Genomic DNA, 25,434 nt, shown 5'->3' on the forward strand with positions numbered 1-25,434 from the left:
CAGGCTAGTTCAAAGGCAACGTGAGTGCTTCCATGCCATCTGCCGCCCATCAGGTGACGGCAGATCGCATCGCTCACGTAGCCTGCCAGCACTCGTCTCCTGACATGGTGCGTCGCATGAAGTCATCGAACAGCGGGACCGTGAAGGCCGTCTGCCCGTGCCCGGGACTCCAGAGCATGCCATCTTCGATGAGCGCGGCACGAATCGGCGCCAGCGCCTGCACTCGCTTGTGCAGCACCGCGGCGATCTCGCCGGAACGATGAGGCCCCGGCCCCAGCTCGGCCATGGCACGCAGATAGCACCTGCCTGCCGGGGTGATGCGATCGAAGCGTACCATGAAGAAGTTGGCATCCAGCGCAGCAGTGACTTCCAGCGTAGCCAACGCGACATCCGCCCTGGTGATCGGACTTTGTGCCGCAATATCCCAGGTATGACTGGCCCACTCCTGCAGGAAATAGGGATAGCCCCGGGAGGCCGTGAGAATGGCCGTGATGGCCTCGGGCTCGAACTCGACGCTCTCTTCTCTGGCGGGATTCACCAGGGCCCGGGTGGCCGACTCATCATCCAACGGGCCAATCTCGGGATAGTCGAAGAGCCGCTCGGCGTAGGACTTCGCCTTTCCCGCCCTGCCCCTCAGCTGGGGCAAGCCGGCGCCCACCAGGCTGATCGGGAGAGCCAGCTGGGAGCATCGGTGCAGGGCACTGATTAGGGCGGCCAGCTGCTCTTCGGCCACGTACTGGAGCTCATCCACGAACATCACCAGGGCTGTGCCGGCTTCCCGCGCTGCCCGGCCCACCTCCTCCAGCAACATGGCCAGGTCCAGTTCGAGGTCGCCGTTGTCGGCCAGCCCGGGCTGCGGCTCGGCATCGAAGCCGACCTCGATATCACGGTACTTGACCTTCAGTGCCCGGGCGAATCCCGCCAAAGCACTCAAGCCGCGCCTGGCCAAGACCTGCGCCTGTTCCGTACGACTCAGCCGCAGCAGTGCCAGGCGCAGCTGAGGGGCCAGCAGCGCCGGCAGGGACCGATGCTCCGGTGCCTCGAGCCTGAGCGTATGGATACCCTCGGCTTCGGCATCCTGACGCATGCGCTCCAGCAGCACCGTCTTTCCCACTCCCCGTAGTCCGATCATCATCAGACTCTTGGCGGAACGGCCACGACGCAGGCGCTGAACGCTGATTCTGAGTCGATCACGCAGTGGATCTCGACCGGCGAGCTCCGGTGGTGGCGAGCCGGCACCCGGCGCATAGGGGTTAGTCACGGGGTCCATAGTATCAATCGAGTTTAGTAAAGTTATCCAATTTAGATAACTTAGCTAAACTCTATTGAAATGCAAAGTCGGTCTCACTCGCCCATGGCACCCACAAACCGGCCTGATGCACCATCGCTTCAAGAAGAGCTACCTCCAGCACGTGCTCGATCATGCCGAATACGACAAGGGACACTGAAAGGAGTCGAGATGACCAGTACCGCTCAACAGGCCGCCGCTCATTGGCGCTTCGTCGCCCCCTGCTCCAGGCCCCCGGGACCTAGGGCGATTACGAGGCCCTCGTCGAGGCCCTGGACGAGTTGCTGGCACTGATCGGCGCTGACCCAGCGCTTCGGCCTGCCTGCCGAGCTGCTCCTGGAGTAAGCCGGTAGCTCAGCGTCCTGCCTTGTCGGGTCTTGTCCACGCGACCAGCAGGCTGACCAAGGTCGAGGCCATCGATACGAAGCGCCGCACCCCGGCACCATAGCAGGCCTCGGCGAACTCGCCGATGCTGCGCCCCTCGGACAGGTGGCTGCACGCTGCAAAGACACCCCTTGTCGCTGGAGGGCAACGGGTCCGCGGCGAGTCGACCGACATGACAAGTTCGATCACCTGATGAAGCTGACGGCTCAGCCCTGCTCCCTCGGCACCCGCCCCATCAGGTAGAACTCCTCGTTGGGTGGGGTGCCGGCCAGGGTGACCAAGCGGTTGGACATGCCGAAGAAGGCGGCGATGGCGCCGATGTCCCAGATGTCATCATGGGTGAAGCCAACTTCGAACAAGCGGACCTGCCATGCCTCGGTGAGCTCGCCCACCTCCAGGCCGCAGTAGAGGGCGAAGTCAAGCATCACTCGATGGCGCTCGCTGAGCCCCGCCACCCGGTGATTGACGGCCACCTGATCGGCGAGCAGCGGGTCCTTGCTGTAGATCCGCACCAGGGCGCCATGCGCCACTACGCAGTAGAGGCAGTGGTTGCGGGCGCTGGTGGCCACCACGATCATCTCTTTCTCGGCCTTGGTCAGAGTATCGGCCTCCCGTTCCATCAGGGCATCGTGATAGGCGAAGAAGGCGCGGAACTCGTCGGGTCGGTGGGCCAGCATCAGGAAGACATTGGGCACGAAGCCGGCCTTCTCCTGCACCGCCAGCATGGCGTCGCGGATGTCGTCGGGCAGGTCGTGGATTGACTCGGGTACGGGGAAACGACTGATCGGCGCGGACATGGAGGCTCCAAGCATTGTGGTTGTTGTCGATGCCACCAATATAGCAGTTAACGTTAACGTCAATAGAGCTGCAAAAGTCGAATCTGTCACGGTCTTCCGCTTTGGCTACGCTGGCGCTATGCCGGCCTCGCCTCTTCGAAGAGTTCTGCGGGCATCGGATGCTCGAGCCCCCAGACCATGGCGATAGGACGATCTCCCTCATAGCGTTTCAGTGCCTTGGCTGGTCCCAAGAAGATGAAGGGTGCTGTCTCGCCCTCGATGCGTTTGGTCAAACGGGCGAAGAAGAGAATCGTATAGCCGCGTTCCTTAAACTCGAGGTAGTTCTGTCCCGTCGAGCTGGCCTGGGTGGTATTCGACTGGCTTTCCCAGTGCAGCAGGGTGCGGCTGATGGGATAGTCTTGATAGCGGGTAGTGGGCGAGAAGTCCCCCTCTTCTTTCTGGAAGGTCACTAGGTGGATGTAGGCACGGATGTCCTTGGCGTGGATGACGCCGAGCCCGGTTGGCCCCGGCTTCTCCAGACTGGCGAGACCCAAGGCCGACTTAATCTCCGCAGTGCCGTAGGCACCATGCAGCAGGAGATCGCAGGCGAACGGTAAGTCATTGAGTTTTTGCAGTGGCACCTGCTGGTGGGCACGACGCCAAGCGGCAATCTCGGCGGCATCGGCCGCCACGCAGGGATTGGCACGCCACTTCTGAAGCGACTGCGCGAGACTCTCGACACCCACCAGGCCGCCCTTTCGTCCCCATAGCAGATAGTGCAGCGCCGTTTGCTGCGCGGTGTCATAGCGCCCCATGGATTCCTGAACGCTGTTATCCTCACGACTAAGGGTTTCGACGGCCGAGAGGAGCGCTGGATCGCTACGCAGGGCAATACGCGGCAGCGCCTTGCGAGCCTGCTCGAGATCCGGGTCCGCAGGGGGCGAGCGACGCTCCGCCAGCGCCTTCCACTCCGACCAGCTGCGGCGTGCCAGCACCGGCACCGGAGATAGCCCCGTCACCTCCAGGAAGCGTCCGAAGGTCAGCGGCTTGCCGACCTCCTCCGGCCAGGTGCGCAGGATTTCGGGAATAAACTGATTCAGCTCGCTGAGCACCATCCGAATCTTGCTCAGCACTCTCTCCCGGGCGACCCGCTCGAGCTGAATACTGCAGCCAGGCGGCAGGCTCGGAAAATCGGCTTCGACTTCGCGGTCCAGGCGTTGCCGCTGCCCTGAGAGCAGCGCAGTGAACTTGGTATCCAGCCGATAGCGCCGGTGGGTCTGCCCCACGAAATCCAATACGGTCAGGCACTCCTTGCCCGGCGCGTGTCGCAGCCCGCGCCCCAGCTGCTGCAGGAAGACCGTCAGGCTCTCGGTGGGACGCAAGAACATCACCAGATTGATATCGGGAACATCCACGCCCTCACTCAGCACATCCACGGTGAACAGGAAGGGCAGCGTGCCTTCGCGAAACGCGCGCAGTCGTGCGGCCCTGAGCTCCGCCGGGGTATCGCCGACCAGCACGGCGGCCCGATAGTCGTCGCCCAGCTGATTAAAACAGTTAGCCATATACTCGGCATGGCGCACACCGGCGCAGAAGCCTACCGCCCGCACTCCATTAAGATCCGGCTGATAGCGCTCCAAGGCCTGCCGAACGGTGTCCACCCGCTGCTTGGCACGAAAGTCGTCACCGCTCAGCAGGTTCTCGAGCTGACGAATGTCGTAGCGGCCGTTCTGCCACAGACGATCGTCACTGAGATCGACACTATCGCTGACCCCGAAGTAATGGAAAGGGCAGAGGAGCTTCTCTTCCAGCGCCTCCGGAAGGCGGATTTCCGCGGCGAAGTCATCGTCGAAGTCCGGCAGGATGCTGCTGCCATCCATGCGCTCGGGTGTGGCCGTCAGCCCCAGCAACACAGCCGGCTTCAGGTCCTCGAGCAACGCCCGGTAGCTGTTAGCGGTTTCGTGGTGGGCCTCATCGATCACCACATAGTGAAAGTGTCCTGACCCGAGGGCTTCCCAAGGACGCTGCCGATTGAGGGTCTGCACCGAGGCAAACAGATGACGATGCTCGGTCGGCGTCTCGCCCGCGACCCAAAGCTCGCCGAAGTTCTGATTACGCAGCACGGTACGGTAACAGGCCTGGGCCTGCTCCAGGATCTCCTTGCGATGGGCGACGAACAGCAGCGGTACGCGACGCCCCTCCCGTTCACACACCCGCCGGTAATCCAGCGCCGAGATCACGGTCTTGCCGGTACCCGTCGCGGCCACCACGAGATTGCGATACGAGCCGCGCTGACGCGCGGCATCGATCGCCTCGAGGATCCTTAGCTGGAAGGGCCGTGGCGTAATCTCGGCAAAGAAGGTCGCCCCACCACGGGAACGCTCCTTGTGCGCGGCAATCGCTTTGCGGAACCGTGTGAAATCCTCCTGGGTGTAGCGCTCAAACTCGTCGCTTTCCCAATAGGCGGCGAACTCCGCCTCGAAGCGGCTCAAGATGTGCGGCATGTCCTGGGCAGTGACCTTGACCGTCCATTCGAGCCCTTGGGTCATTGCCGAGTGGGACATGTTAGCCGAGCCGATATAGGCGGTGGAATAGCCGCTCTCCCGCTGGAAGTGATAGGCCTTGGCATGTAGCCGGGTGCCGCCGGTGTCGTAGGAGACCCGCACGGTAACGTTAGGCTGCCGGGTCAGCCACTCCAACGCCGTGGGATCGCTGGCCCCCATATAACTGGTGGAGATGAGGCGCACCGGAATGCGCCGCTCGGCCAGACGCTCAAAGGCGGGCATCAGCAAACGCAGGCCTGACCACTTGATAAAAGAAACCAGGATATCCACGCCATCCGCCGTCGCCATCTCGGCACGCAGCTCATGCTCCAGCGGCGGATCATGCCCCAGCCCGGTGAGCAATGCGCTGGTGGCAAGCGGCGTATGCGGGCGGGGCAAGAACTCGCCGCCACGCCCAAGTTCGGTGAGTAACGGCTTCTCGGTGCTGAGCAGCCGCTTGCGCGTGAGATAGTCGAGTCCATCGGTGGCCGATACCAGCTCGATGATGCGGTTCAGCAGAGGGAGCCGCTGCTTGGCATCGATGATCCGTAAGGCGCGGTGCAGCAGCTGACCAACAAACTGAGAGTAGGCGTGGGGCGTCGTTTCATCATCGAGTGAGCGAAGCACGGGCTTCAACTCGGGGTGCGCCTCCAGTTGCGCCATCAGCTCTTCATCGAGCAGTCGCTCGTAAAGGCCTTCCGGTAGCCGATCCATGCCTTACTCCATCCCTACCCTTCCAGTGCCATCCAAAGTAACAGCAATCGGCTAACTTTGGGCGACTTCGTCGCCATTCGTCGAGGCGTCGAACCGGCAATAAATTGCGCTCCCACGACTGTCCAGCAGGCGCGCGCAGGCAAGAGCCATCGCGTCTCATTGGCCCGACGAGACGCCAGCAGTCTCGCCTCTCCCGAGACAGACCGCGTCGTGGCTCCCTGAGGCGAACCAGGTAGCGAGTTGGCGCAATCGGAGGATTCATGTCGAAAAAGACGCTCGTTGTGCCTCACCACAGCGCCAGCTAGTATTACGGTATTACCCCATGATGCAGAGGGAAATCACCATGCCCACGGCCACCAGCCGACTGACCAGTAAATACCAGGCCACCATCCCCGGCGCCGTGCGCAAGGCGCTGGACCTGCACGCCGGCGATGCGATCAGCTTCGAGATCGAGGATGGCGAGATTCGCCTGCGCAAGGCCCGTCCTCTCGACCTGGCCTTCACCCATGCCGTGGAGGGGACCCTGAGCGAGTGGGAGTCCGACGCCGACGAGGAAGCCTACCGTGAGCTTTGAAGCCTTCAATGTCGTCGTCGTCCCGTTCCCCTTCACCGACCGCTCGACGGCCAAGCGCCGGCCAGCGCTGGTGCTTTCCTCTATCGAGGCTTTCAACCAGCCAACTGGGCACGTCGTGCTGGCCATGATCACCAGCGCCAGGAATTCCGCCTGGCCACTGGACACCGAGATCCAGGACCTCGACAGCGCTGGCCTGCCCTCCACCTCCATCGTGCGCATGAAGCTGTTTACCCTCGACGAACGCCTGATCATTCGCCAGGCGGGCCACTTGGGGGGTGATGATCGGTCTCGTGTGACCCGGTCCCTGCAAGCTCTGATGCCATCCGAGATAACAACCATGGGCTGAGGCTGGACACCCATGGCGGCATTCGCGCAGCACAGCAGTTGCGCCCACAAGATCAGGAAGCGCTTGAAACAGGTGTCAACTACCTCTCCCTGAAGGGAGAGGCTTGTAAACGCAAGCCAGGTTGACCAGGGAAAGCGGTAAACAACCCGCTACGTTGGCAACAGGTCGCCAAGACCCACCCCACCGTGCTTCCTCAGCGGTGGGCTCTGGAAGGTCAGAATGAAGCTCTTCACCCTCGATGAGCGCCTGATCAGCCCGCTCGCTACAGGAAGCCCGGAGCGCACAGGCGTTGCTTTACGGGTTTTTACGGCTAGACTGATAAATTATCAAATTTTAGATAAACGATGATAAGGCCGTGCTCTACTTTCCCAGACATCAGCTTGCCGCCGACATGGCGGACGCCCTGAGCGGTAAGCTCCTCTTCAGTGACGCCCCCAACGGGCTCTTCCTCGCCGCACTTCGGAGGACCGGCAAGACCACCTTCCTGAAGAACGACCTACTCCCCACGCTGGAGAGGCAGGCCGTCCAGGTGGTCTATGTCGACCTCTGGTCGGATCAACGGCGCGACCCAGCCCAGCTGATCCAGGCCGCGATCCAGGAGGCCATGGCCCAGCACCGTCCCGCCATCGAGAAACTCGCGACACGGCTGGGCATCAGCAAGGTTGGGCTCGGGCAGTGGGTCCAGATTGACGCGAACCCTACTGACGAAGGGGCCGCCTCTCTCCCCGAAGCTCTGCGCCTGCTCATTGAGGCCGGCGGCAAGCCTGTTGCACTGGTCATTGATGAGGCCCAGCAAGCGGTGACCACGGAAGCCGGGAACACTCTCATGGCTGCGCTGAAGTCGGCACGGGACCAGCTCAACACGCCTGACCACATCCAGCTCATGGTCGTCATGTCAGGGTCCGATCGCGACAAGCTTCTCCGGCTGGTCAATGGCCATGCAGCACCCTTCTACGGGTCGCAAGTCCAGCAGATGCCGTTGCTCGGCAAGGCCTTTATCGAGCATATCGCCAACCTGATCGAGCACCAGCAGCCATTCCGTGCTCCCGTGAATACCGACATGCTGTTGGAGGCATTCACCGCCTATGGGCATCGCCCCCAGTTGTTCATAGAGGCTCTCGGCCAAGCTACGAGCCCCCTGGCGACAGAGGATGACCGTTTTGAGGTGCGACTGTTGGCCTACGCTCGGGCGCGACAGCGGGATGTCGAGCGGGACATGGCGAGTCACTATCTGGGTCTGGAACCTCTCCAGCAAGCGGTGCTGTGGCGGATGCTCGAGCTGGGCGAGGCGTTCCGACCGTACAATGCGGAGTCGCGGGCCTTCTATCAGCGCATCATCGGCAAGCCCGTTTCTGCTCAGCAAGCTCAACGGGCTCTGGAGAGTCTGCGGGAACGAACCCCTCCGCTGGCCTGGAAATCGAGCCGGGGCGAATATGCCGTGGAGGATGCGGCGATGACAAAGTGGTTCCGAGCCTTGGTCGACGCTGGCCGCTGGCCACCCGGTGACGACGAGTAATCGGTTTGCGCGAGACGCGGCAGTGAGTTCGACAGCCTTGAACGGGCGGCAGGCTTGCGCCGCCGCCATCACGACCTCCTGGCCCGCAACGCCAGCGGCCCCGCCTCTCTCGAGACGGGGCCGCCTTTATCACCGGATGCTGATCAGTGCAGCGAGATGGTGCTGTTGATGCCGCTGGAGACGTTCTCCGGTTCGAACCAGCGGGCGGTGACGGTCTTGGTCTGGGTCCAGAAGGCGATCGCCTGCTTGCCGTTGGGGCCCAGGTCGCCGAGCTTGGAGCCGCGCGAGCCGGTGAAGCTGAAGTAGGCCACCGGCACCGGGATCGGCACGTTGATGCCCACCTGGCCGACGTCGATGTCGGTCTCGAAGCGGCGCGCCACCCAGCCGGAGTTGGTGAAGATCGAGGTGCCGTTGCCGTTGGGATTGGCGTTGATGAACTCGATCGCCTCGTCCAGGGTGTCGACGCTGACCACGCAGAGCACCGGGCCGAAGACCTCCTCGCGATAGATGGTCATGTCGGCCGTGACGTCGGCGAACAGGGTCGGGCCGACGAAGTTGCCGTCCGGGTAGCCCTCCACCTGACAGCCACGACCGTCCACCACCAGCCTGGCGCCCTCCTTCTCACCGACGGCGATCAGGCGCTCCACGCGTTCCTTCGCCTGGGGCGAGACCAGCGGGCCGAGGTCGGCATCCTGCTGGGTGCCGGGCCCTACCGTCATGTTGCGGGCGCCCTCGGCGATGTCATCGAGCCACTCGCGGGCCTCGCCCACCAGCACCACCACGGAGTTGGCCATGCAGCGCTGGCCGGCGGCACCGAAGGCCGAGCCCAGCAGGTTGTTGATGGCCTGACTACGGTTGGCGTCGGGCATCACCACGCAGTGATTCTTGGCGCCCATCATCGCCTGCATGCGCTTGCCGGCCTCGGCGGCGCGGTTGTAGAGCAGCGAGCCCACGTGGGTGGAGCCGATGAAGGAGAGGGCCTTGATGTCGGTGTGGTCGGCGATCTGGTTGGCCACGTCCGGGCCACCGTGCACCACGTTAAGCACACCAGCGGGGATGCCCGCCTCGTGGGCCAGCTCAACCAGGCGGATGGTGGAGCTCGGGTCCTGCTCGGAGGGCTTGAGCACGAAGGTGTTGCCGGTGGCGATGGCCAGCGGGAACATGAAGCAGGGCAGCATGATCGGGAAATTGAAGGCCGTGATGCCGGCACCCACGCCTAGCGGCTGGTTGAGGGTGTAGACATCCACTTCGTTGGCGGCATTCTCGGCCAGCTCGCCCAGTTGCAGCGAGGTGATCGAGCAGGCGTGCTCCACCACCTCGAGGCCACGGCCCACCTCGCCGGCGGCATCGGGCAGGGTCTTGCCATGCTCCTCGGTGATCAGCGCGGCTAGTTCGTCGGTGTGCTCGCGGATCAGCGCCTGGAGCTTGAGCATGATGCGCTGTCGCTTGGCCAGCGGCACCTTGCGCCAGGTCTTGAAGGCTGCCTTGGCACTGGCCACGGCCGTCTCGACCTCCTCGGCGGTGCAGAACGGTACCCGGGCGACCACTTCCTGGGTGGCCGGGTTGATGACGTCGCGCCATTCCTGGCTCTTCGACTGGACGGCCTGGCCGTCGATGTACATGGGAATCTCGCGAACGGACATGGTGGCGTGCTCCTCTGTATGGGCTGCCTTACCCCTGGCGATAACCTGGCCTTGTGGTTGTGAATTACCGTCGTGAATCGCCGGGCATTAGACTTTATGTGTATCAATACACGAAGCGTATTGGCAACGAGTCTAGCCAGACGTCGGATGGCGTGACAACGGGCACTCGGGCACATTGTTTGTGCACTCATGCACAAAAACCCTGAAGGGAGACACCCATGCTGGACTGGCAGGACATCCAGATCTTTCTGGAGGTAGCGCGCAGCGAGCGACTCACCGATGCCGCCCGACGCCTGGGGCTCGACCATTCTACCCTCTCGCGGCGCACCCGGCGCTTCGAGCAGAGGCTCAACACCCAGCTCTTCGAGCGTAGCACGCATGGCTACCACCTCACCGAGGCGGGCCAGCAGCTGCTCGCTCATGCCGAGGAAATGGCCCGCCACGCCGTCGAGGCGAGCGAGAGCCTCAGCGACAAGAACCACCAGGTCAGCGGCCAGATCCGCCTGGGCGTCACCGAGGGCTTCGGTACCTGGGTGATCGCCCCGCTGCTCTCGGCCTTCTGCACGCGCCACCCGGGCGTGACCCTGGACCTGCTCGCCCTGCCCCGGGTGGTCAATCTGAGTCGCCACGAGGCGGATCTGGCCATCACCGTCGAGCGTCCGGTGAGCCCGGGGCTGGTCATCTCGCGGCTATGTGACTACCGGCTGCGCCTCTACGGCAGCCACGGGTATCTCACCCGCCATGGCACCCCGTCGCGGCTGGCCGGACTCGGCGAGCATCGACTGATCGGCTACGTGGACGACCTGATCTTCAGCGAGCAGCTCAGCTACCTGGAGCCGTTGCTCGACCCGGCGGTGGTCGGCCAGCCGGGGCCGCACTTCGCCATGCGCAGCACCAGCGTGACCACCCAGCACGCGGCCTGTCGGCACGGCGCGGGACTCGCCGTGCTGCCCTGCTTCATGGCGGAAGCCAGCGAGACACTCGAGAGCGTGCTGGAAGACGAGGTGGCGATCGTGCGCCAGTTCTGGATCACGGCCCGCCAGGAGCAGCGCCGCCTGGCCCGGGTACGGCTGCTGTGGGACTTTTTGCGCGAGGCCCTGGACGCCAACCGCGCCTTCCTGATGGGCGAGACCGGGGACATGGTGGTCCCCGAGGGCAGCTCTCCTTGACGGCACACCGGACGGGCGGCTTGCCCCGAGGCGAACCCGCCCGACCGGGACTATAGTGAGATAGCCGGTGGAGAACCTCCTGGCCGGCCGTCGACAGGCGCGCCCGGTGTAGGCTCCCCACGACGGCCACCCCGTAGCCGACTGCCACCCCGTGTGGAAGGAGGACAACATGTATCCACATCACGCTGCCATGGGCGCCGCCTCGGCCCTGGTCGCCGCCCTCGCGCTTCTGCCCCTGTCCGCCGCGGGCGAGACGACTCAGGTCCTGAAGTCGACGCTTCAGGGTCAGGAGGACATGGAGGCGAACATCGTGCGCTTCGATGTGGACGAAAACTGGGTCACCGACCGTCATATCCATCCGGGCCACGTCTTCGTCTACGTGACCGAGGGCAGCATCGAGGTCGATGTCGAGGGGGAAGACCCCAGAACCATATCGGCCGGTGAGGCCTTTTACGAACCCCCCGATCGCCCGATGGTCGCCCAGACCATAAGCAGCGACGGCGCCAGTTTCATCGTCTTCCAGGTGGGGACCCAAGGGCGAGCCCATCATGGTATCCCAGCCCGAATGAGCTGATGCCCTGAACACAGAGGGACCATCGGAGACATGGCATGCCCCGGTTGGTCCCTTTCCTCTGGCCGCCGTGCGCGTTTCATGGCAAACGACCGCCACCTCCTCGTCTCGCATCGCGCCGGCGCGGTCCTCGATAAATAATCGCTATCAAGCCAGTCATGAAAGGCATTTAGGGTCCTGGGGACAGCACGGTCTATGTTGAACAGGGAGAGGGAGAGCCCACGCGACCTGCCACCAGGCCGGAAAGCGCCCTTCCTGGAGGGCTTCTGTCGCGATTCATGGGCAACGACTCCATCATCACAGCATTGACCATTACAGCAATAACCGGAGAGAGACATGGGCGAACAGCAGAACCTCCAGGGGGCAGGCAAGTGCCCGGTAATGCACGGTGCAAATACCGCCAGCAGTCAGAGTGTCACCGGTTGGTGGCCAGAAACGCTCAACCTCGACATCCTTCACCAGCATGATCGCAAGACCAATCCGATGGATGAGGGCTTCGACTACCGGGAAGAGGTCCGCAAGCTCGATGTCGAGGCGCTCAAGAAGGACCTGCACGCCCTGATGACCGACAGCCAGGAGTGGTGGCCGGCTGACTGGGGCCACTACGGTGGCTTCATGATCCGCATGGCCTGGCACGCTGCCGGCACCTACCGCATCGCCGATGGCCGTGGCGGCGGTGGAAGCGGCAATCAGCGCTTCGCCCCAATTGCCTCCTGGCCAGACAACGCCAGCCTCGACAAGGCTCGCCGCCTGCTGTGGCCGGTCAAGAAGAAGTACGGCAACAAGCTCAGCTGGGCGGATCTGATCATCCTGGCCGGCAATGTGGCCTATGAGTCCATGGGGCTCAAGACCTTCGGCTTCTCATTCGGCCGGGAAGATATCTGGCATCCCGAGAAGGACATCTACTGGGGCGCCGAGAAGGAGTGGCTGGCACCGTCCGACGAGCGCTTCGAGGACGTAGGCAAGCCTGACACCATGGAAAACCCGCTGGCCGCGGTGCAGATGGGTCTGATCTACGTGAACCCGGAGGGCGTCAACGGCAAACCTGATCCGATGAAGACCGCCGCCCAGGTACGCGAAACCTTCGCCCGGATGGCCATGAACGATGAAGAAACTGCGGCCCTGACAGCCGGTGGTCATACCGTCGGCAAGTGTCACGGTAACGGTGACCCCGGCGCGCTCGGTGCGGAACCGGAAGGCTCTGATATCGTCGGCCAGGGCCTGGGCTGGGATAACCCCAACATGCAGGGCAGGGCGTCCAACGCCATCACGTCCGGCCTGGAGGGTGCCTGGACCACCCACCCCACCAAGTTCGACATGGGCTACTTCGACATGCTGCTGGACCATGAGTGGGAGCTCACCAAGAGCCCCGCCGGCGCGAACCAGTGGCAGCCCGTCGACATCAAGGAGGAAGACAAGCCGGTCGACGCCAGCGACCCCTCCCAGCGGCGCATGCCGATGATGACCGATGCCGACATGGGGATGAAGATGGACCCCATCTATCGGGAGTACATGGAGGCGTTCCGCAAGGACCCCGAGTACTTCCAGGATTGTTTCGCCCGCGCTTGGTTCAAGCTGATCCACCGCGATCTGGGGCCGAAATCCCGCTACATCGGGCCGGAAGTGCCTGAGGAAGATCTGATCTGGCAGGATCCGGTTCCCCAGGGCGAGACCCACTACGTCGAAGAGGTGGTCAAGGAGAAGATCGCCGAGGCCGGCCTGTCCATCAGCGACATGGTCAGCACCGCCTGGGACAGCGCCCGGACCTTCCGCGGCTCCGACCTGCGCGGCGGGGCCAACGGCGCGCGCATCCGCCTGGCTCCCCAGAAGGACTGGGCAGGCAACGAGCCGGAACGTCTGGCCAGGGTGCTGAAGGTCTATGAGCAGCTTTCTGCCGATACCGGCGCCAGCGTGGCCGATATCATCGTGCTGGGCGGCAGCGTGGGCATCGAGAAAGCCGCCAAGGCCGCCGGCTACGAAGTCCACGTGCCGTTCCTGAAAGGTCGCGGTGATGCCACCGACGAGATGACCGACGCCGAGTCTTTCGAGCCGATGGAGCCGACGGCCGATGGGTTCCGCAACTGGCAGAAGGAAAACTACGTGGTCAAGCCGGAGGAGCTGCTGCTGGATCGTGCCCAGCTGATGGGGCTGACCGCCGCGCAGATGACCGTGCTGATCGGTGGCATGCGGGTACTGAGTACCAACCACGGTGGCACCAAGCACGGTGTATTCACCGACCGGGAAGGCCAGCTGACGAATGACTTCTTCGTCAACCTGACCGACATGGCCTACAGCTGGAAGTCGGTGGGCGAGAATCTCTACGAGGTTCGCGACCGCAAGACAGACCAGAAGAAGTGGACCGCTACCCGGGTGGACCTGGTATTCGGCTCTCACTCCATCCTGCGCTCCTATGCCGAGGTGTACGCCCAGGACGACAACCAGGAGAAGTTCGTGAAGGACTTCGTCAAAGCGTGGGCCAAGGTGATGAACGCCGACCGCTTCGATGCGGAGAAGCTCCAGGCGTGACGGCGCCATAGGCTGGAACCCATGGCAGGAGTACCGGCCACGGCCAAAGCGAGACGCCCGGGTTATCACCCGGGCGTCTTTTTTTTATGGATCATCGCAATTTACCGTGAAACGGCCTATTCGTAGGGTGGATAAGCGATAGCGCATCCACCATGACATCGTCGAGGACGCCCCGTTGGATGCGCTCGCAGGCTCGCTTATCCAACCTACGCGGAATGTTTCACGCTGATCTGCGATGAACCTTTTTATCTATCTGCCGAGTGGTGCCGCTCAGGTCCCGCAGAAGGTCCGCAGCACCCGCTCCGTCGGCTCGGCCGGGCGGGCGTACGCCTCGCGGCCGGGCTGTTCGGTGAAGGGGTCGGCCAACACCTCGCGCAGCACCTCGAAGGGGGCGAAGTCGCCCTCGTTCGCCGCGCTGAGGGCCTCCTCCACCTTGTGGTTGCGGGGGATGTACAGCGGGTTCACCGCCCGCAGCCGATCGGCGATCTCCGCCATGGAGACGCCTTCCGCCTGCAGCCGCTCGCGCCAGCGAGGCAGCCAGGCCTCGATACCCTCGCGGTTCTCGAAGAGCGACAGCAGCGCCGTCTCGTCCTCCCCCGGCGCGACGGCCTCGGCCAGCCGGCGGAAGGTCAGGGTGAAGTCGGCACGCCCCCGCTGCATGGCCGCCAGCAAGTCATCGGCCAGGGCGGCATCGTCCTTTTGCTCCGTCGCCAGGCCCAGCTTGGCGCGGCGTATCGCCAGCCACGCGGTCTCGTGGCGCGCCTCGATGCCATCGATCACCGCGGTGGCGCGCTCGATGGCGCGATCCGTCTCGTCGTCGATCAGTGGCAGCAGCGTCTCGGCGAAGCGCGCCAGGTTCCACTGGACGAGGAGCGGCTGGTTGCCCCAGGCGTAACGCCCCCGCTCGTCGATGGAGCTGAACACGGTGCGCGGATCGTAGGCCTCCATGAAGGCGCAGGGGCCATAGTCGATCGTCTCGCCGGAGAGGGCACAGTTGTCGGTGTTCATCACCCCATGGATGAAGCCCACGCCCAGCCACTGCGCCACCAGCGACGCCTGACGACCCGCCACGGCCTCCAGCAACGCCAGGTAGCGCTCCCCTTCCGGCTGCGCGGCGAGCTCGGGCTCCAGCAGCTGTGGATAGTGGCGCTCGATGGCCTCGTCGGCCAGCAGGCGCACGGCCTCCACATCGCCGCGGGCAGCGAAGTACTGGAAGGTGCCCACCCGCAGATGGCTGGCGGCCACCCGAGTGAGCACGCCACCGGGTTCCATCCCCCGGCGGAACACCCGCTCGCCGGTGGTCACCGCCGCCAGCGCCCGGGTGGTGGGAATGCCCAGCACGTGCATCGCCTCGCTGACCAGATATTCGCGAAGTACCGGGCCCAGCGGCGCGCGACCATCGCCGCCCCGAGAAAAGGGGGTGCAACCGGCTCCCTTGAGCTGGATATCGCGCAGCTGCCCCCGACCATCGGTCACCTCGCCCAGCAGCACGGCGCGGCCGTCGCCCAGACGCGGCACGAAGATGCCGAACTGGTGACCGGCATAGGCCTGGGCCAGCGGCTCGGCTCCTGGCGGCACGGCATTGCCGGAAAACCACTCCGTGGTCTGCTGCTCATCGAAGGCCGACAGGTCGAAGCCGAGCTCCTCGGCCAGTGGTCGGTTGAAGGCCACCAGCCGCGGCGCTTCCACGGGCACCGGGTCGAAACGCTCAAAGAAGCGTGCCGGCAGGCGAGCATAGCGCAGGGTGAACTCGGGAAACATGGCGGCTCCGACTGGGGTCAGGGAACAGGAAACGACAAGCGCACCTACACCATGGTGAGACAGGCAAGGGCCGTCAACATTCGCCGCGACGACCAGGCTCTTCTTGTCCCCTGGCACCCGGCTTTGCGAAACCGTCGGTTCGATGCCATACCCAGAACAATCCGGTCTGTTCACAAGGAGCAGCATGTTGCCCCCACCCGGTCCGGCCCGCCTCGTCTTCGCCATCGCGCTTGTCGTGGCGGTCACCACCTTCGCCATTGCCGCCGGCCTGGCCCGGGTGGACCATAGTGCCCGCACGGAGACCACCCAGAACTGGCTGTCAGGCATCCGGGCGGAAGCCACGGTGGCCGCCGAGTCGCTGAGCGGCGACATGCGCCATCTCTCCGACCTGGCCGATGCGCTCGTCGCCGAGCTAGAGAGCGGGACCCTGCCGACCGACCGCATCGAGTCCCGGCTCCAGGCCATGGTAGGGGCCCATCCCTATGTGTTCGGTGTCGGAGTGATGTTCCGGCCCCATGCCTATGCCGCGGACCGACGGCTGTATGCGCCCTATATCGTCAAGCGCAATGGCCAGCACCGCCTGGTATGGGTCGATGAGGTCTACGACTATACCCACCCCGAGCACGCCTGGTATCACCAGGGAACCACCCACGCGGGCTGGCTCGAGCCCTTCTTCGGCCAGGCCAGCCAGGCGATGCTCGCCCTCTACTGCGCCCCCTTCCGGCTTCCGGAACCACAGCGGCGACGCCCCGAGCTCGAGACCGACGGCACCGTCTGCATCGACTACTCGATCGAGGATGTGTGGGCACTGGTCGGCGCCCTGGACCTGGGCGATACCGGCTATGCCATGGTCGTCACCGACCAGGGCACCTTCGTGTCACACCCGCGGCGAGACTACGTGCGCCAGGGGCTGACCCTCCTGGATCTGGCCGAGCGGCTGGACGACCCCAGCCTGCGGCAGCTGGCCGAGCAAGCCAGCGATGAGCAGCGCGGGACCATCGCCCACACCAGCGAGCTCACCGGCCAGGCGTCGTGGATCTTCCACGACCCCATCGCAGCATCGGACTGGACCCTGGCCGTGGTGGCCTTCATCGACGAGATCCCCCTCGATCGGGCCCGGCACAAGTATCGCCAGATCCTGATCACCATTGCCCTGGTCGTCGGGGCGAGCGGCCTGGTGGTCCTCCTCGTCGCCTATCGGCTGGGCTCCGAGCCCGTACTGTGGAGCGGGAGTCTCGCCATCGCCGTGTTGTTCCTGCTCGGCGTGGTGAATATCTGGGCGCTGGAGTTCGCCGAGGTGGGTCGCGATCCACCGGGGGCCGTCATGCTGGTGGACCGAGCTGGCATCGCGAGCTATCTGGATGACTATGTCGAAGAAAGCCGCCTGCAGCGACTGGGCGACCCGCTCCGCGTACCGACCGGGATCTACCTCGAGTCGATCCGCTTCGAGACGCCCCACGACTTCGTCGTTACCGGCTTCGCCTGGCAGCGCTATCGCCGGCCGGACCAGGATCACCTGACGCGCGGGATCTTCTTTCCGGATTCGGTCCCCGAGCAGGATGTCCGCGAGGAGCTTTACCGCTTCCGCGACGGCGATCACGAGGTGGTCGGCTGGTTCTTCAAGACCACCCTGCACCAACCCTCCGATCACTCGCGTTTTCCGATCGACGTCAAGACCCTGCGGCTACGAATCTGGCATCCGGACATGACCCGCAACGCCGTGCTGGTGCCGGAGCTTTCGGCCTACCGGCTGATCCATCCCACGGCACTGCCGGGGATGAAGCCCGGCTTCCGTCTGCCGGGGTGGCAGCTGGAGCGTAGCTTCTTCGCCTATCGCTTCCACGACTATCGCAGCGACTTCGGCATCCGCGGCAACGCCCTGATGGGCGGCTTTCCGGAGCTGACCTACCATCTCACCCTGCGGCGCAACATCACCGACGCCTTCATCTCCAACCAGATCCCGCTGTTCGTTGCCGCGATCATGCTGTTCGCGATGCTGATGATCGATACCCGAGAGCAGGCCCGGGCCTCCCTTCACGGCTTCAACACCGCCACGGTGCTGGCGACGGCCGCCGCCATCTTCTTCATCATCCTGCTCGCGCACATCGATATCCGCAGTCGTTACGCCACCGAGCAGATCATGTACCTGGAGTACTTCTACTTCATCACCTACTTCACCATCGTGGCCATTTCCATCAACGCCTTCATGCTGACGGCGAGCAACGATCTCCCCTTCTTCCACTACCGCGATAACCTCATCCCCAAGCTACTGTTCTGGCCCCTGCTGCACGGCGCCTTCTTCGTGGTGACGGTGTATGTCTTCCTGTGACGCCTGGTCGTGCTCGTTGGTGGCCCCGCCATCCGGCTAGCCGGTCGTCAGGCTGCGCCGGGCCGACTCGAGCGCCGGGGTCAGCTCTGCCACGGCCTGACGCAGCGCCTCGAGGACCGGACCGGCCCGGTCCAGCTCGCCGGCCTTGGCCAGGGTCTCGAGACGCTCAGCGGCCTTCCCCGCGGCCTGCCCGCCCACCACCCGGGCCGATCCCTTGAGGGTATGGGCGTGGCGGCGCAGCGCCTTGGCATCGCCCTTGTCCAGGGCGGTCTCCATCGCCTGCATCAGCTGGGGGCATTCCTCGAGGAAGATCTCGACCATCTCGACCAGCAGGGCCGTGTTGCCGTCGAGGTTGTCCAGGGCGGCCTGCCAGTCCAGCCGCTCCGGCGAGTCTTGCGGGGAGGATGGGGCGGCGCCGGGGAGCGCCTCGCCTGGCAGCGGGCTGTGGCGCTCATCGTCCTCGACAGCCGCATAGAGTTCGGCGGCGCGAAACGGCTTGGTCACGAAGCCATCCATGCCCGCGGCCAGGCAGCGCTCGCGGTCCTCCTTGGTGGCACTCGCCGTCATCGCCACGATCGGCACATGGCCCCTGCCGTCCCGTTCAAGCTCGCGGATCGCCCGAGAGGCCGCCAGGCCATCCATCACCGGCATGTGGATATCCATCAGCACCACGTCGAAGCCGTGGCGCTGGACGGCCTCGAGCGCCTCGCGACCGTTCTCGGCCAGCTCGACATGGTGGCCACGCTGGCACAGCAGGTCCATCGCCACCCGCTGGTTGGTGATCCCGTCCTCGACCAGCAGGACCCGACGCGCGTCCTGCACCGCCGGGCGTTCCTGGCGCTGCGGGACGGCCTCACGACCGCTGGTGCCGATCTCCAGCGCCTCACCGACCGCATCGAGCAGCGCCGACTGCTTGACCGGCTTGAATAGCAGGCGGGTGATGTGCAGCCGGCGGCGCAGCTCGGCATCGCCGGAACGCCCGCTCGAGGAGAGCATCAGGATCGGCATGCCGGCATGGGCCGGGTGCTCGCGGATGCGTTCGGCCAGCTCCAGACCACTCATCCTCGGCATCATGACGTCGAACAGCGCCAGCGGAAAGGTCTCGCCCTGGGCCTCCAGCGCCTCGAGGGCGGCAAGGGCCTCGGCGCCGCTCGCCACCACGGTAGGGCGCATGTGCCAGCTCAGCAGGATCTCCTCGAGGATGCGACGGTTGGTGGCATTGTCATCGACCACCAGCACCCGCCGTCCGTGCAACCCGGACGGATGCGTGGGCAGCTCCACCTGCCGGTCCGGCAGACCGAAGTCGATCGAGAACACGAAGCGGCTGCCCCGCCCCCCGGGGCCACTGTCGACCTCGATGTGTCCGCCCATCATGCTGACCAGCTGGGCGGCGATGGACAGGCCCAGTCCGGTACCGCCGCTTTGCCGGGTGGTGGAGGTGTCGGCCTGGCTGAAGGCCTCGAAGATCTGGCGACGCTTGGCCTCGGGGATCCCCACGCCGGTGTCGAGGATCTCGAAACCGAGGCGCAGCCGGCCGTCGTCCAGGGACTCGATGCCCAGGTCGACCACGATTTCGCCGGCCTCGGTGAACTTGATGGCATTGCCGACCAGGTTGACGATCACCTGGCGCAGGCGTATCGGGTCGCCGAGCACCCGGTCGGGCACCTCCGGGGGGATATGCACCGCCAGCTCCAGCCCCTTGTCGTCGGCCTGCAGGGACAGGGTCTGCAGGGTGTCGCTCAGGGTGTCACGCAGCGCGAAGTCGGTCGTTTCCAGCTCGAGACGGCCCGCCTCGATCTTGGAGAAGTCGAGGATGTTGTTGATCAGCCCCAGCAGGGTGTCGGCGGACTTCTGGATGATCGCCACGTAGCCGGCCTGCTGTTCGGTGAGCTCGGTGCGTTCCAGCAGCTCGGCGATGCCGATCACGCCGTTCATCGGCGTGCGGATCTCGTGGCTCATGTTGGCCAGGAACTCGCTCTTGGCCAGGCTGGCCTGCTCCGCCTGGTCCCGAGCGCGGCGCAGCTCGATCTGGGAAGCACGCAGCGCCTCCGCGGTCGCCTGCAGGGCCGCGGTGCGCTCGGCGACCCTCTCCTCCAGGCGCTGGCGATGATGCTCGAGCTCGGTGATATCCGAGTAGACGCCGACATGCTCGCCGTCCCGGGTGAGATGCTCGCTGATCTGGACGCAGATGCCGTCGCTGCGGGTGAATTGGTAGGGGCCGGCCGGGTGACGGTGCTGTTCGAGACGCTCGTCGATCCAATCCTGGCCGGAGACATAGCCCGGCGGCGTGTTACCCCGCTCGACCACCGCCCGCAGCAGATCCTCGAAGCGCAGGCCCAGCTCGACCACGTCGCCGGGGGTGACGAAATGCTCCTTGAAGCGGGTATTGAACAGCACCAGGCGATCCTCGGCATCGAACACCGCGAAGCCCTCGGCGATCGACTCCAGGGCTTCGGTGAGCTGATCGCGGGCCGCCTCGGCTCGCGCCTGCGCCTCCTCGGTCAGGCGGACCTGTGCCTCGAGATGGGCACGCTGCTCCTCCAGCTCGGTGATATCGGTGTAGATGGCCACCATGCCGCCATCGCGGGTGCGCCGCTCGCTGATCCGCAACTGCAGGCCGTCGGCCCGCTTGAGCTTGAAGGGGGGGCCGGGGTCACGGCGCCGGGCCAGCCGCCAGGCGACCCAGTCGTCCGTCGACATGGCGCCGGCCTGGATGACGTCCTGCTCGGCCACGGTGCGGATCAGGTCCTCGAAGCGCATCCCCACCTCGATCATCTCGGGCACGCCTGAATACTCGTCGCGGAAGTGGCTGTTGAACGCCACCAGACGGTCCTCAGCGTCGTAGAGGGTGAATCCTTCGGAGATCGCCTCGAGGGCCTCGGTCAGTTGATGATGCGCGGCCTCGGCGCGGACCCGCTCGGCCTGGGTCGCGGCGACCTGGGCACGCAACGCACGGTCGGCGCGCTCGCGTTCGACGACCCGTCCCAGCTGGGTGCCGGTCTGGGCCATCACCTCGAGCAGGGCGGCGTCGGGCTCCATGATCCGGTCGGCAAAGAACTCCAGTACCGCGACCACCTCGCGTCCCACCAGCACCGGGAAGGCGGCGCCGGCCCGTACGCCACTGGCGTCGGCCTCCCGCGAACGTTGGAAGTCGGGGTCGCGGCTGACGTCGCGGATCCACACCGGCTCGCCAGCGGCCTGGACCCGCTCGGGCAGGCCGCGGGTCGACTGCCACCGGCTAGATTCGGTGGCCCGCCGGAAACCCGCGAAGGCAGTCTCGTCGTCGAGGTGCCAGAACCGCGACGAGTACAGCTCGCCCGTCGCGTCGTCGGCCAGGCACCAGGCGTGGCCGACCTGCCAACCGGTGCGCGCGCAGACCTCGTCGAGGGCGATCTGCAGCGCCTCGTCGAGGCTGCGTGCCTCGTTAGCCGCGCGGGTGATCGCCTGGTTGAGGCGCAGGAAGTCGCCCGGCTCGCGAGGTTCGTGTGCCACGGGGGCGTCACGACCTACATCACCGCTCATGGCCTCTCCTCGGTCGTTCAGGGGGTCGTTCAGGGAAAGACGCCGCGCAGCAGCTTGGCCTCGGTGACCCGGGTGATGCCCTCGATCAGGGCGGCCGTGCGCATGTCGAGATGGCTCTCCTTGGCCCGCCTCAGGGTGCGCTCGAAGGCGTCCAGCAGGATCGCCTTTTGCTGGCGGTTGATCTCCTCGTGGGTCCACATCAGGTTCTGCATGCCCTGCACCCACTCGAAATAGGACACCGTCACCCCCCCGGCGTTGCCGAGGATATCGGGCAGCACGAAGACATCATTGTCGTGGAGGATATCGTCCGCCTCGAGGGTGGTGGGTCCGTTGGCCCCCTCGGCCAGCAGCCGGCAGTCGATGCGTGCGGCATTCTCGACCGTCACCTGGTGCTGCAGGGCGGCCAGCACCAGCACATCGCAGGGCAGCTCGAGCAGTTCGGCGTTGCTGATCGCCTCCGCCTCCGGGTACCCCGCCAGCACCCGGTGCTCGGCCACATGGTCGAGCAGCGCCTCCATCGACAGGCCATCGCGGGCATAGAGGCCGGTGGAGGCGTCACTGACGCCGATGATCCTGACCCCCAGCTCGGCAAGAAATCGCGCCGTGTAGCTCCCCACGTTGCCGAAGCCCTGCACCACCGCCGTGGCTCCGGAAAGCTCGACACCCAGGTGCGCCGCCGAGGCCTCGATCAGGTACACCAGGCCACGCCCGGTGGCCGCCTTGCGTCCCGGGGAGCCGCCCAGCACTACCGGCTTGCCGGTGACCACGGTCGGCACCGCATGGCCGACCTGCTGGCTGTAGGTGTCCATCAGCCAGGCCATGACCCGCTCGTCGGTACCCAGGTCCGGCGCCGGAATGTCCTTGTCGGGACCGATGATATCGATGATCTCGGTGGTGTAGCGGCGTGTCAGGCGCTGCAGCTCGGCATCGCTCAAGGTGGTGGGATCGATCCGCACGCCGCCCTTGGCGCCGCCGAAGGGCAGCCTCATCAGCGCACACTTCCAGGTCATCCACATCGCCAGGGCGGCGACCTCGCCCAGGTCCACGTCCTCGTGGTAGCGGATCCCGCCCTTGGTCGGGCCCATGGAGAGCAGGTGCTGCACTCGGTAGCCGAACACGATCTCCCCTTGGGAGCGATCATCGCGAAAGAAGGGGAAGCTGACCATCTGGGTGCGCTGGGGGAACAGCAGGCGCTGGCGAATGTTGTCGTCCAGGCCCATGTACTGGGCGGCCTTGAGGAACTGCTGCTGGGCGAGGCGAAACATCGGCGAGTCCCACTCGCTGCCCCGGGCTCGCGCCCGGGACAGGATGTAGCGGATCGCCCGGCCCAAGGCCACGCCCTTGAGGTGCGTCTTGACCAGATAATCGTAGGCGCCGGATTCCACCGCCCGGGCGGCCAGCTTGACGTCATCGAGGCTGGTCAGCACCACCACCGGCACCTGAGGCGCCACCAGGCGCACACGAAACAGGGTCTCCAACTCCTCGCTGTCGGGCAGCACAAGGTCCAACAGCACTAGATCCACGCCGCCCTTGACCAGCCGCGTGAGGCCGTCGGCCAGGTTGTCCACGGCCTCGACATCACAGTCGAGTTGGGTATCGGCCGCGAGCAGCCGCTGGATCAGCTTGCTGTGAAGCGGGTTATCTTCGACCAGCAAGAGATGAATAGGGGAATCCTGCATGGCGGCTGCCTCGCCCTCGTCGCTACGCGAAGGCGGTCTGCCCTCGCCGCCGGCCTCGCGGGCACCCTCCCGCCGGCCGGCTTCATCTCTCAGCGTAGGCCAAGCGCCCTGTCCGGAACATAGCCAACGATCGCCTCCGCGTGAGGACGCACACCGGCAGCCGACTCACGGCGCCATGGACGCCCCCTGTCGCTCCAGGGCCTTGACGCTGGACACGAAATCGCTAAAGCGCTCGCCCTGGATCAGCACATGCTCTCGCAGGATACGCTCGGCCTGTTCCGTCTGCCCCCCCTCGATGGCGGCCAGGATCTCGCGATGCTCAGCCAGCGAGCTGTGCATGCGGCGACGGACCTGCAGCTGCAGGCGACGGTAAGGATTGAGGCGCTGCTTGAGCTGGCGCGCCTCGTCGGCCAGGAAGCCATTGTGGCTGGCCATATAGATAGCGTCGTGGAAGGCCTCGTTCTCATAGTAGTACTCGTCGGTGTTACCGGCCTCGGCGGCCGCCTCACAGCGCGCCAGGGCCCCGCGCAGGACGGCCAGCTCCGCTTCGCTGATGCGACGCGCGGCGAGCCGGCCGCACATCCCCTCGAGTTCCGCCATCACCTCGAACATCTCGATCAGCTGGTCGAGGCCGACCCGGGCCACGAAGGTGCCCTTCTTCGGCATGACCGTCACCAGGCCGCTGGCCACTAGCTGCTGGATCGCCTCGCGCACCGGGGTACGCGATACCGCGAACTCCTCGCACAGGGCTTCCGGGTCGAGGCGCTCACCGGGAGGCCGGCGCCCATTGATGATGTCATCCTCCAAGGCATCGCGAAGCCGCTGCACATTGGACCGTTTCACGCTGTTCACTGACCACCTCCCTGACGACGACGCTGTCGCTCATGGCTGTCGACCTCATGCTGATCGCCACCATCGTCTAACCTTCGAAAATTGACAGTAACATGTCACAGCATCTATAGAAGTATACATCAGCTCGTCTGATACATGCTTTACAAGAACAATAGACCACAGGAGAGTCCAGATCATGCAATTCAAGCTCACTCCCATCGCCGCCTCGGCCGCCATGACGCTCGTCCTCGCTTCCTCCGCCAGCGCCGAGACCGTGCTGCGTGCCTCCCACCAGTTCCCTGGTGGCCAGGGCGACGTGCGCGACGAGATGGTGCAGATGATGGCCGACAAGGTCGCCGAGGCCGACGTCGGCCTGGAGATCCAGGTCTATCCCGGCCAGTCGCTGTTCAAGGCCGACGAGCAGTGGGGCGCCCTGGTTCGCGGACGCCTGGACATCACCGCGCTGCCACTGGACTACGCCAGCGGTCGACATCCCGAGTTCTCGTCCACGCTGATGCCGGGGCTGGTGCGCAACCACGAACACGCCCAGCGCCTCAACGACTCCGAGTTCATGGACATGATCAAGGCAGTCATCCAGGAAGGCGGCGCCCGGGTACTGGCCGATGCCTGGCTCTCGGGGGCCTTCGCGTCCAGCCAGAACTGCATCACCTCGCCAGAGACCGTGGAAGGCCAGAACTTTCGCGCCGCCGGGCCCGCCTTCGAGCAGATGCTGGAGGCCGCCGGGGCCTCGATCGCCTCGATGCCCTCCTCCGAGATCTACACCGCCATGCAGACCGGCGTGCTGGACGCCGCCAACACCTCCTCTATGTCCTTCATCTCCTACCGCCTCTACGAGCAGGTGGACTGCCTGACCGAACCCGGCGAGCACGCCCTGTGGTTCATGTACGAGCCGATCCTGATCTCCGAGCAGGTCTGGCAAGGGCTCGATGAGGCGCAGCAACAGGCCCTGATGTCGGCTAGCCAGGAGGCCGAGGAGTTCTTCGCTGCCGAAGCCGCCGCCATCGACCAGCAGATGGTCGAGGTGTTCGAGGAGAACGGCGTCGAGGTCGTCAGCATGAGCGAGGAGGACTACAACGCCTGGCTGGAGATCGCCAAGCAGAGCTCCTACAAGAACTTCGCCGATAATGTCGAGAACGGTCAGGCCCTGATCGACGCCGCCCTCGCGGTGGAATGACGCCGACGTTGCGATCCACTCGGACCCGACCGGCCGCCCTGTGAGGGCGGCCATCCCGTCATATCGG

At 65.1% G+C, this 25,434-nt stretch carries 17 protein-coding genes; 9 read left to right on the top strand and 8 right to left on the bottom strand.

The genetic code is table 11. The annotated features are described in order from the left end of the window. Positions 1 to 73 precede the first annotated feature (73 nt). The 3 genes from FHR94_RS08915 to FHR94_RS08925 form a co-directional block, all read right to left on the bottom strand. Entirely contained in the window at positions 74 to 1,270 is a 1,197-nt protein-coding gene (locus FHR94_RS08915; protein ID WP_183325294.1) for an ATP-binding protein, read from the bottom strand. A 608-nt stretch (positions 1,271 to 1,878) separates the two neighbouring features. Beyond that, the gene (locus tag FHR94_RS08920) at positions 1,879 to 2,469 is read right to left on the bottom strand and encodes a peroxidase-related enzyme (RefSeq protein WP_183325295.1); all 591 of its coding nucleotides are present in this window, start codon (positions 2,467 to 2,469) and stop codon (positions 1,879 to 1,881) included. Positions 2,470 to 2,585: 116 nt separating this feature from the next. Then, positions 2,586 to 5,705: a DEAD/DEAH box helicase gene (locus tag FHR94_RS08925; protein WP_183325296.1), complete on the bottom strand. Its 3,120-nt coding sequence runs from the start codon at positions 5,703 to 5,705 to the stop codon at positions 2,586 to 2,588. A gap of 343 nt (positions 5,706 to 6,048) precedes the next feature. Here FHR94_RS08925 and FHR94_RS08930 point away from each other — a divergent pair, with 343 nt between their 5' ends. The 4 genes from FHR94_RS08930 to FHR94_RS08940 all read left to right on the top strand — a co-directional run bounded on the left by FHR94_RS08930 (position 6,049) and on the right by FHR94_RS08940 (position 8,141). Beyond that, on the top strand, positions 6,049 to 6,279 hold the full coding sequence (locus FHR94_RS08930; protein WP_183325297.1) for an AbrB/MazE/SpoVT family DNA-binding domain-containing protein: 231 nt from the start codon (positions 6,049 to 6,051) through the stop codon (positions 6,277 to 6,279). Beyond that, the gene (locus FHR94_RS08935; protein ID WP_183325298.1) at positions 6,269 to 6,625 is read left to right on the top strand and encodes a type II toxin-antitoxin system PemK/MazF family toxin; all 357 of its coding nucleotides are present in this window, start codon (positions 6,269 to 6,271) and stop codon (positions 6,623 to 6,625) included. The genes FHR94_RS08930 and FHR94_RS08935 overlap by 11 nt, the downstream gene beginning before the upstream one ends. Positions 6,626 to 6,844: 219 nt before the next feature. Continuing rightward, the gene (locus tag FHR94_RS19840; protein WP_281375969.1) at positions 6,845 to 6,973 is read left to right on the top strand and encodes a hypothetical protein; all 129 of its coding nucleotides are present in this window, start codon (positions 6,845 to 6,847) and stop codon (positions 6,971 to 6,973) included. Positions 6,974 to 6,980: 7 nt separating this feature from the next. Continuing rightward, positions 6,981 to 8,141 (top strand): AAA family ATPase, encoded by a 1,161-nt coding sequence (locus FHR94_RS08940; protein WP_183325299.1) that lies wholly within the window; start codon positions 6,981 to 6,983, stop codon positions 8,139 to 8,141. Positions 8,142 to 8,284: 143 nt separating this feature from the next. On the opposite strand, the gene FHR94_RS08945 is transcribed toward FHR94_RS08940, so the two are convergent. Continuing rightward, a complete protein-coding gene (locus FHR94_RS08945) occupies positions 8,285 to 9,784 on the bottom strand; it encodes a CoA-acylating methylmalonate-semialdehyde dehydrogenase (protein WP_183325300.1) in 1,500 nt (499 codons plus the stop codon). 218 nt (positions 9,785 to 10,002) lie between these two features. Between FHR94_RS08945 and FHR94_RS08950 the strand changes: the two genes are divergently transcribed. The 3 genes from FHR94_RS08950 (at position 10,003) to katG (ending at position 14,050) form a co-directional block, all read left to right on the top strand. Further along, on the top strand, positions 10,003 to 10,953 hold the full coding sequence (locus FHR94_RS08950; RefSeq protein ID WP_183325301.1) for a LysR family transcriptional regulator: 951 nt from the start codon (positions 10,003 to 10,005) through the stop codon (positions 10,951 to 10,953). Between the two features lie 169 nt (positions 10,954 to 11,122). After that, on the top strand, positions 11,123 to 11,527 hold the full coding sequence (locus FHR94_RS08955; protein ID WP_183325302.1) for a cupin domain-containing protein: 405 nt from the start codon (positions 11,123 to 11,125) through the stop codon (positions 11,525 to 11,527). A gap of 333 nt (positions 11,528 to 11,860) precedes the next feature. Beyond that, positions 11,861 to 14,050, top strand: coding sequence for a catalase/peroxidase HPI (katG, locus tag FHR94_RS08960; RefSeq protein ID WP_183325303.1), 2,190 nt, complete (start codon positions 11,861 to 11,863; stop codon positions 14,048 to 14,050). Positions 14,051 to 14,320: 270 nt separating this feature from the next. Here katG and FHR94_RS08965 read toward each other — a convergent pair whose 3' ends face one another. Continuing rightward, positions 14,321 to 15,811: a protein adenylyltransferase SelO gene (locus tag FHR94_RS08965; protein ID WP_183325304.1), complete on the bottom strand. Its 1,491-nt coding sequence runs from the start codon at positions 15,809 to 15,811 to the stop codon at positions 14,321 to 14,323. 184 nt (positions 15,812 to 15,995) lie between these two features. Between FHR94_RS08965 and FHR94_RS08970 the strand changes: the two genes are divergently transcribed. Then, a complete protein-coding gene (locus FHR94_RS08970) occupies positions 15,996 to 18,140 on the top strand; it encodes a PDC sensor domain-containing protein (RefSeq protein ID WP_183325305.1) in 2,145 nt (714 codons plus the stop codon). A gap of 36 nt (positions 18,141 to 18,176) precedes the next feature. Here FHR94_RS08970 and FHR94_RS08975 read toward each other — a convergent pair whose 3' ends face one another. From FHR94_RS08975 to FHR94_RS08985, 3 genes are all read right to left on the bottom strand, one after another. Beyond that, the gene (locus tag FHR94_RS08975) at positions 18,177 to 21,662 is read right to left on the bottom strand and encodes a response regulator (protein ID WP_183325306.1); all 3,486 of its coding nucleotides are present in this window, start codon (positions 21,660 to 21,662) and stop codon (positions 18,177 to 18,179) included. Positions 21,663 to 21,691: 29 nt separating this feature from the next. Then, positions 21,692 to 23,341 (bottom strand): Glu/Leu/Phe/Val dehydrogenase dimerization domain-containing protein, encoded by a 1,650-nt coding sequence (locus FHR94_RS08980; protein ID WP_183325307.1) that lies wholly within the window; start codon positions 23,339 to 23,341, stop codon positions 21,692 to 21,694. Positions 23,342 to 23,506: 165 nt separating this feature from the next. Continuing rightward, entirely contained in the window at positions 23,507 to 24,193 is a 687-nt protein-coding gene (locus FHR94_RS08985) for a GntR family transcriptional regulator (protein WP_343064651.1), read from the bottom strand. A gap of 175 nt (positions 24,194 to 24,368) precedes the next feature. On the opposite strand from FHR94_RS08985, the gene dctP reads away from it, so the two are divergent. Continuing rightward, positions 24,369 to 25,367, top strand: coding sequence for a TRAP transporter substrate-binding protein DctP (gene dctP / locus FHR94_RS08990; protein WP_183325308.1), 999 nt, complete (start codon positions 24,369 to 24,371; stop codon positions 25,365 to 25,367). Positions 25,368 to 25,434 lie beyond the last annotated feature (67 nt).

The sequence above is a fragment of the Halomonas cerina genome (assembly GCF_014192215.1).
Taxonomy (GTDB): Bacteria; Pseudomonadota; Gammaproteobacteria; order Pseudomonadales; family Halomonadaceae; genus Halomonas; species Halomonas cerina.

Coding starts and splice junctions, on each gene's coding strand:
- FHR94_RS08915 (WP_183325294.1), bottom strand. CDS start 1,270: ATGGACCCCGTGACTAACCCCTATGCGCCGGGTGCCGGCTCGCCACCA.
- FHR94_RS08920 (WP_183325295.1), bottom strand. CDS start 2,469: ATGTCCGCGCCGATCAGTCGTTTCCCCGTACCCGAGTCAATCCACGAC.
- FHR94_RS08925 (WP_183325296.1), bottom strand. CDS start 5,705: ATGGATCGGCTACCGGAAGGCCTTTACGAGCGACTGCTCGATGAAGAG.
- FHR94_RS08930 (WP_183325297.1), top strand. CDS start 6,049: ATGCCCACGGCCACCAGCCGACTGACCAGTAAATACCAGGCCACCATC.
- FHR94_RS19840 (WP_281375969.1), top strand. CDS start 6,845: ATGAAGCTCTTCACCCTCGATGAGCGCCTGATCAGCCCGCTCGCTACA.
- FHR94_RS08945 (WP_183325300.1), bottom strand. CDS start 9,784: ATGTCCGTTCGCGAGATTCCCATGTACATCGACGGCCAGGCCGTCCAG.
- FHR94_RS08950 (WP_183325301.1), top strand. CDS start 10,003: ATGCTGGACTGGCAGGACATCCAGATCTTTCTGGAGGTAGCGCGCAGC.
- FHR94_RS08955 (WP_183325302.1), top strand. CDS start 11,123: ATGTATCCACATCACGCTGCCATGGGCGCCGCCTCGGCCCTGGTCGCC.
- katG (WP_183325303.1), top strand. CDS start 11,861: ATGGGCGAACAGCAGAACCTCCAGGGGGCAGGCAAGTGCCCGGTAATG.
- FHR94_RS08965 (WP_183325304.1), bottom strand. CDS start 15,811: ATGTTTCCCGAGTTCACCCTGCGCTATGCTCGCCTGCCGGCACGCTTC.
- FHR94_RS08970 (WP_183325305.1), top strand. CDS start 15,996: ATGTTGCCCCCACCCGGTCCGGCCCGCCTCGTCTTCGCCATCGCGCTT.
- FHR94_RS08975 (WP_183325306.1), bottom strand. CDS start 21,662: ATGAGCGGTGATGTAGGTCGTGACGCCCCCGTGGCACACGAACCTCGC.
- FHR94_RS08980 (WP_183325307.1), bottom strand. CDS start 23,341: ATGCAGGATTCCCCTATTCATCTCTTGCTGGTCGAAGATAACCCGCTT.
- dctP (WP_183325308.1), top strand. CDS start 24,369: ATGCAATTCAAGCTCACTCCCATCGCCGCCTCGGCCGCCATGACGCTC.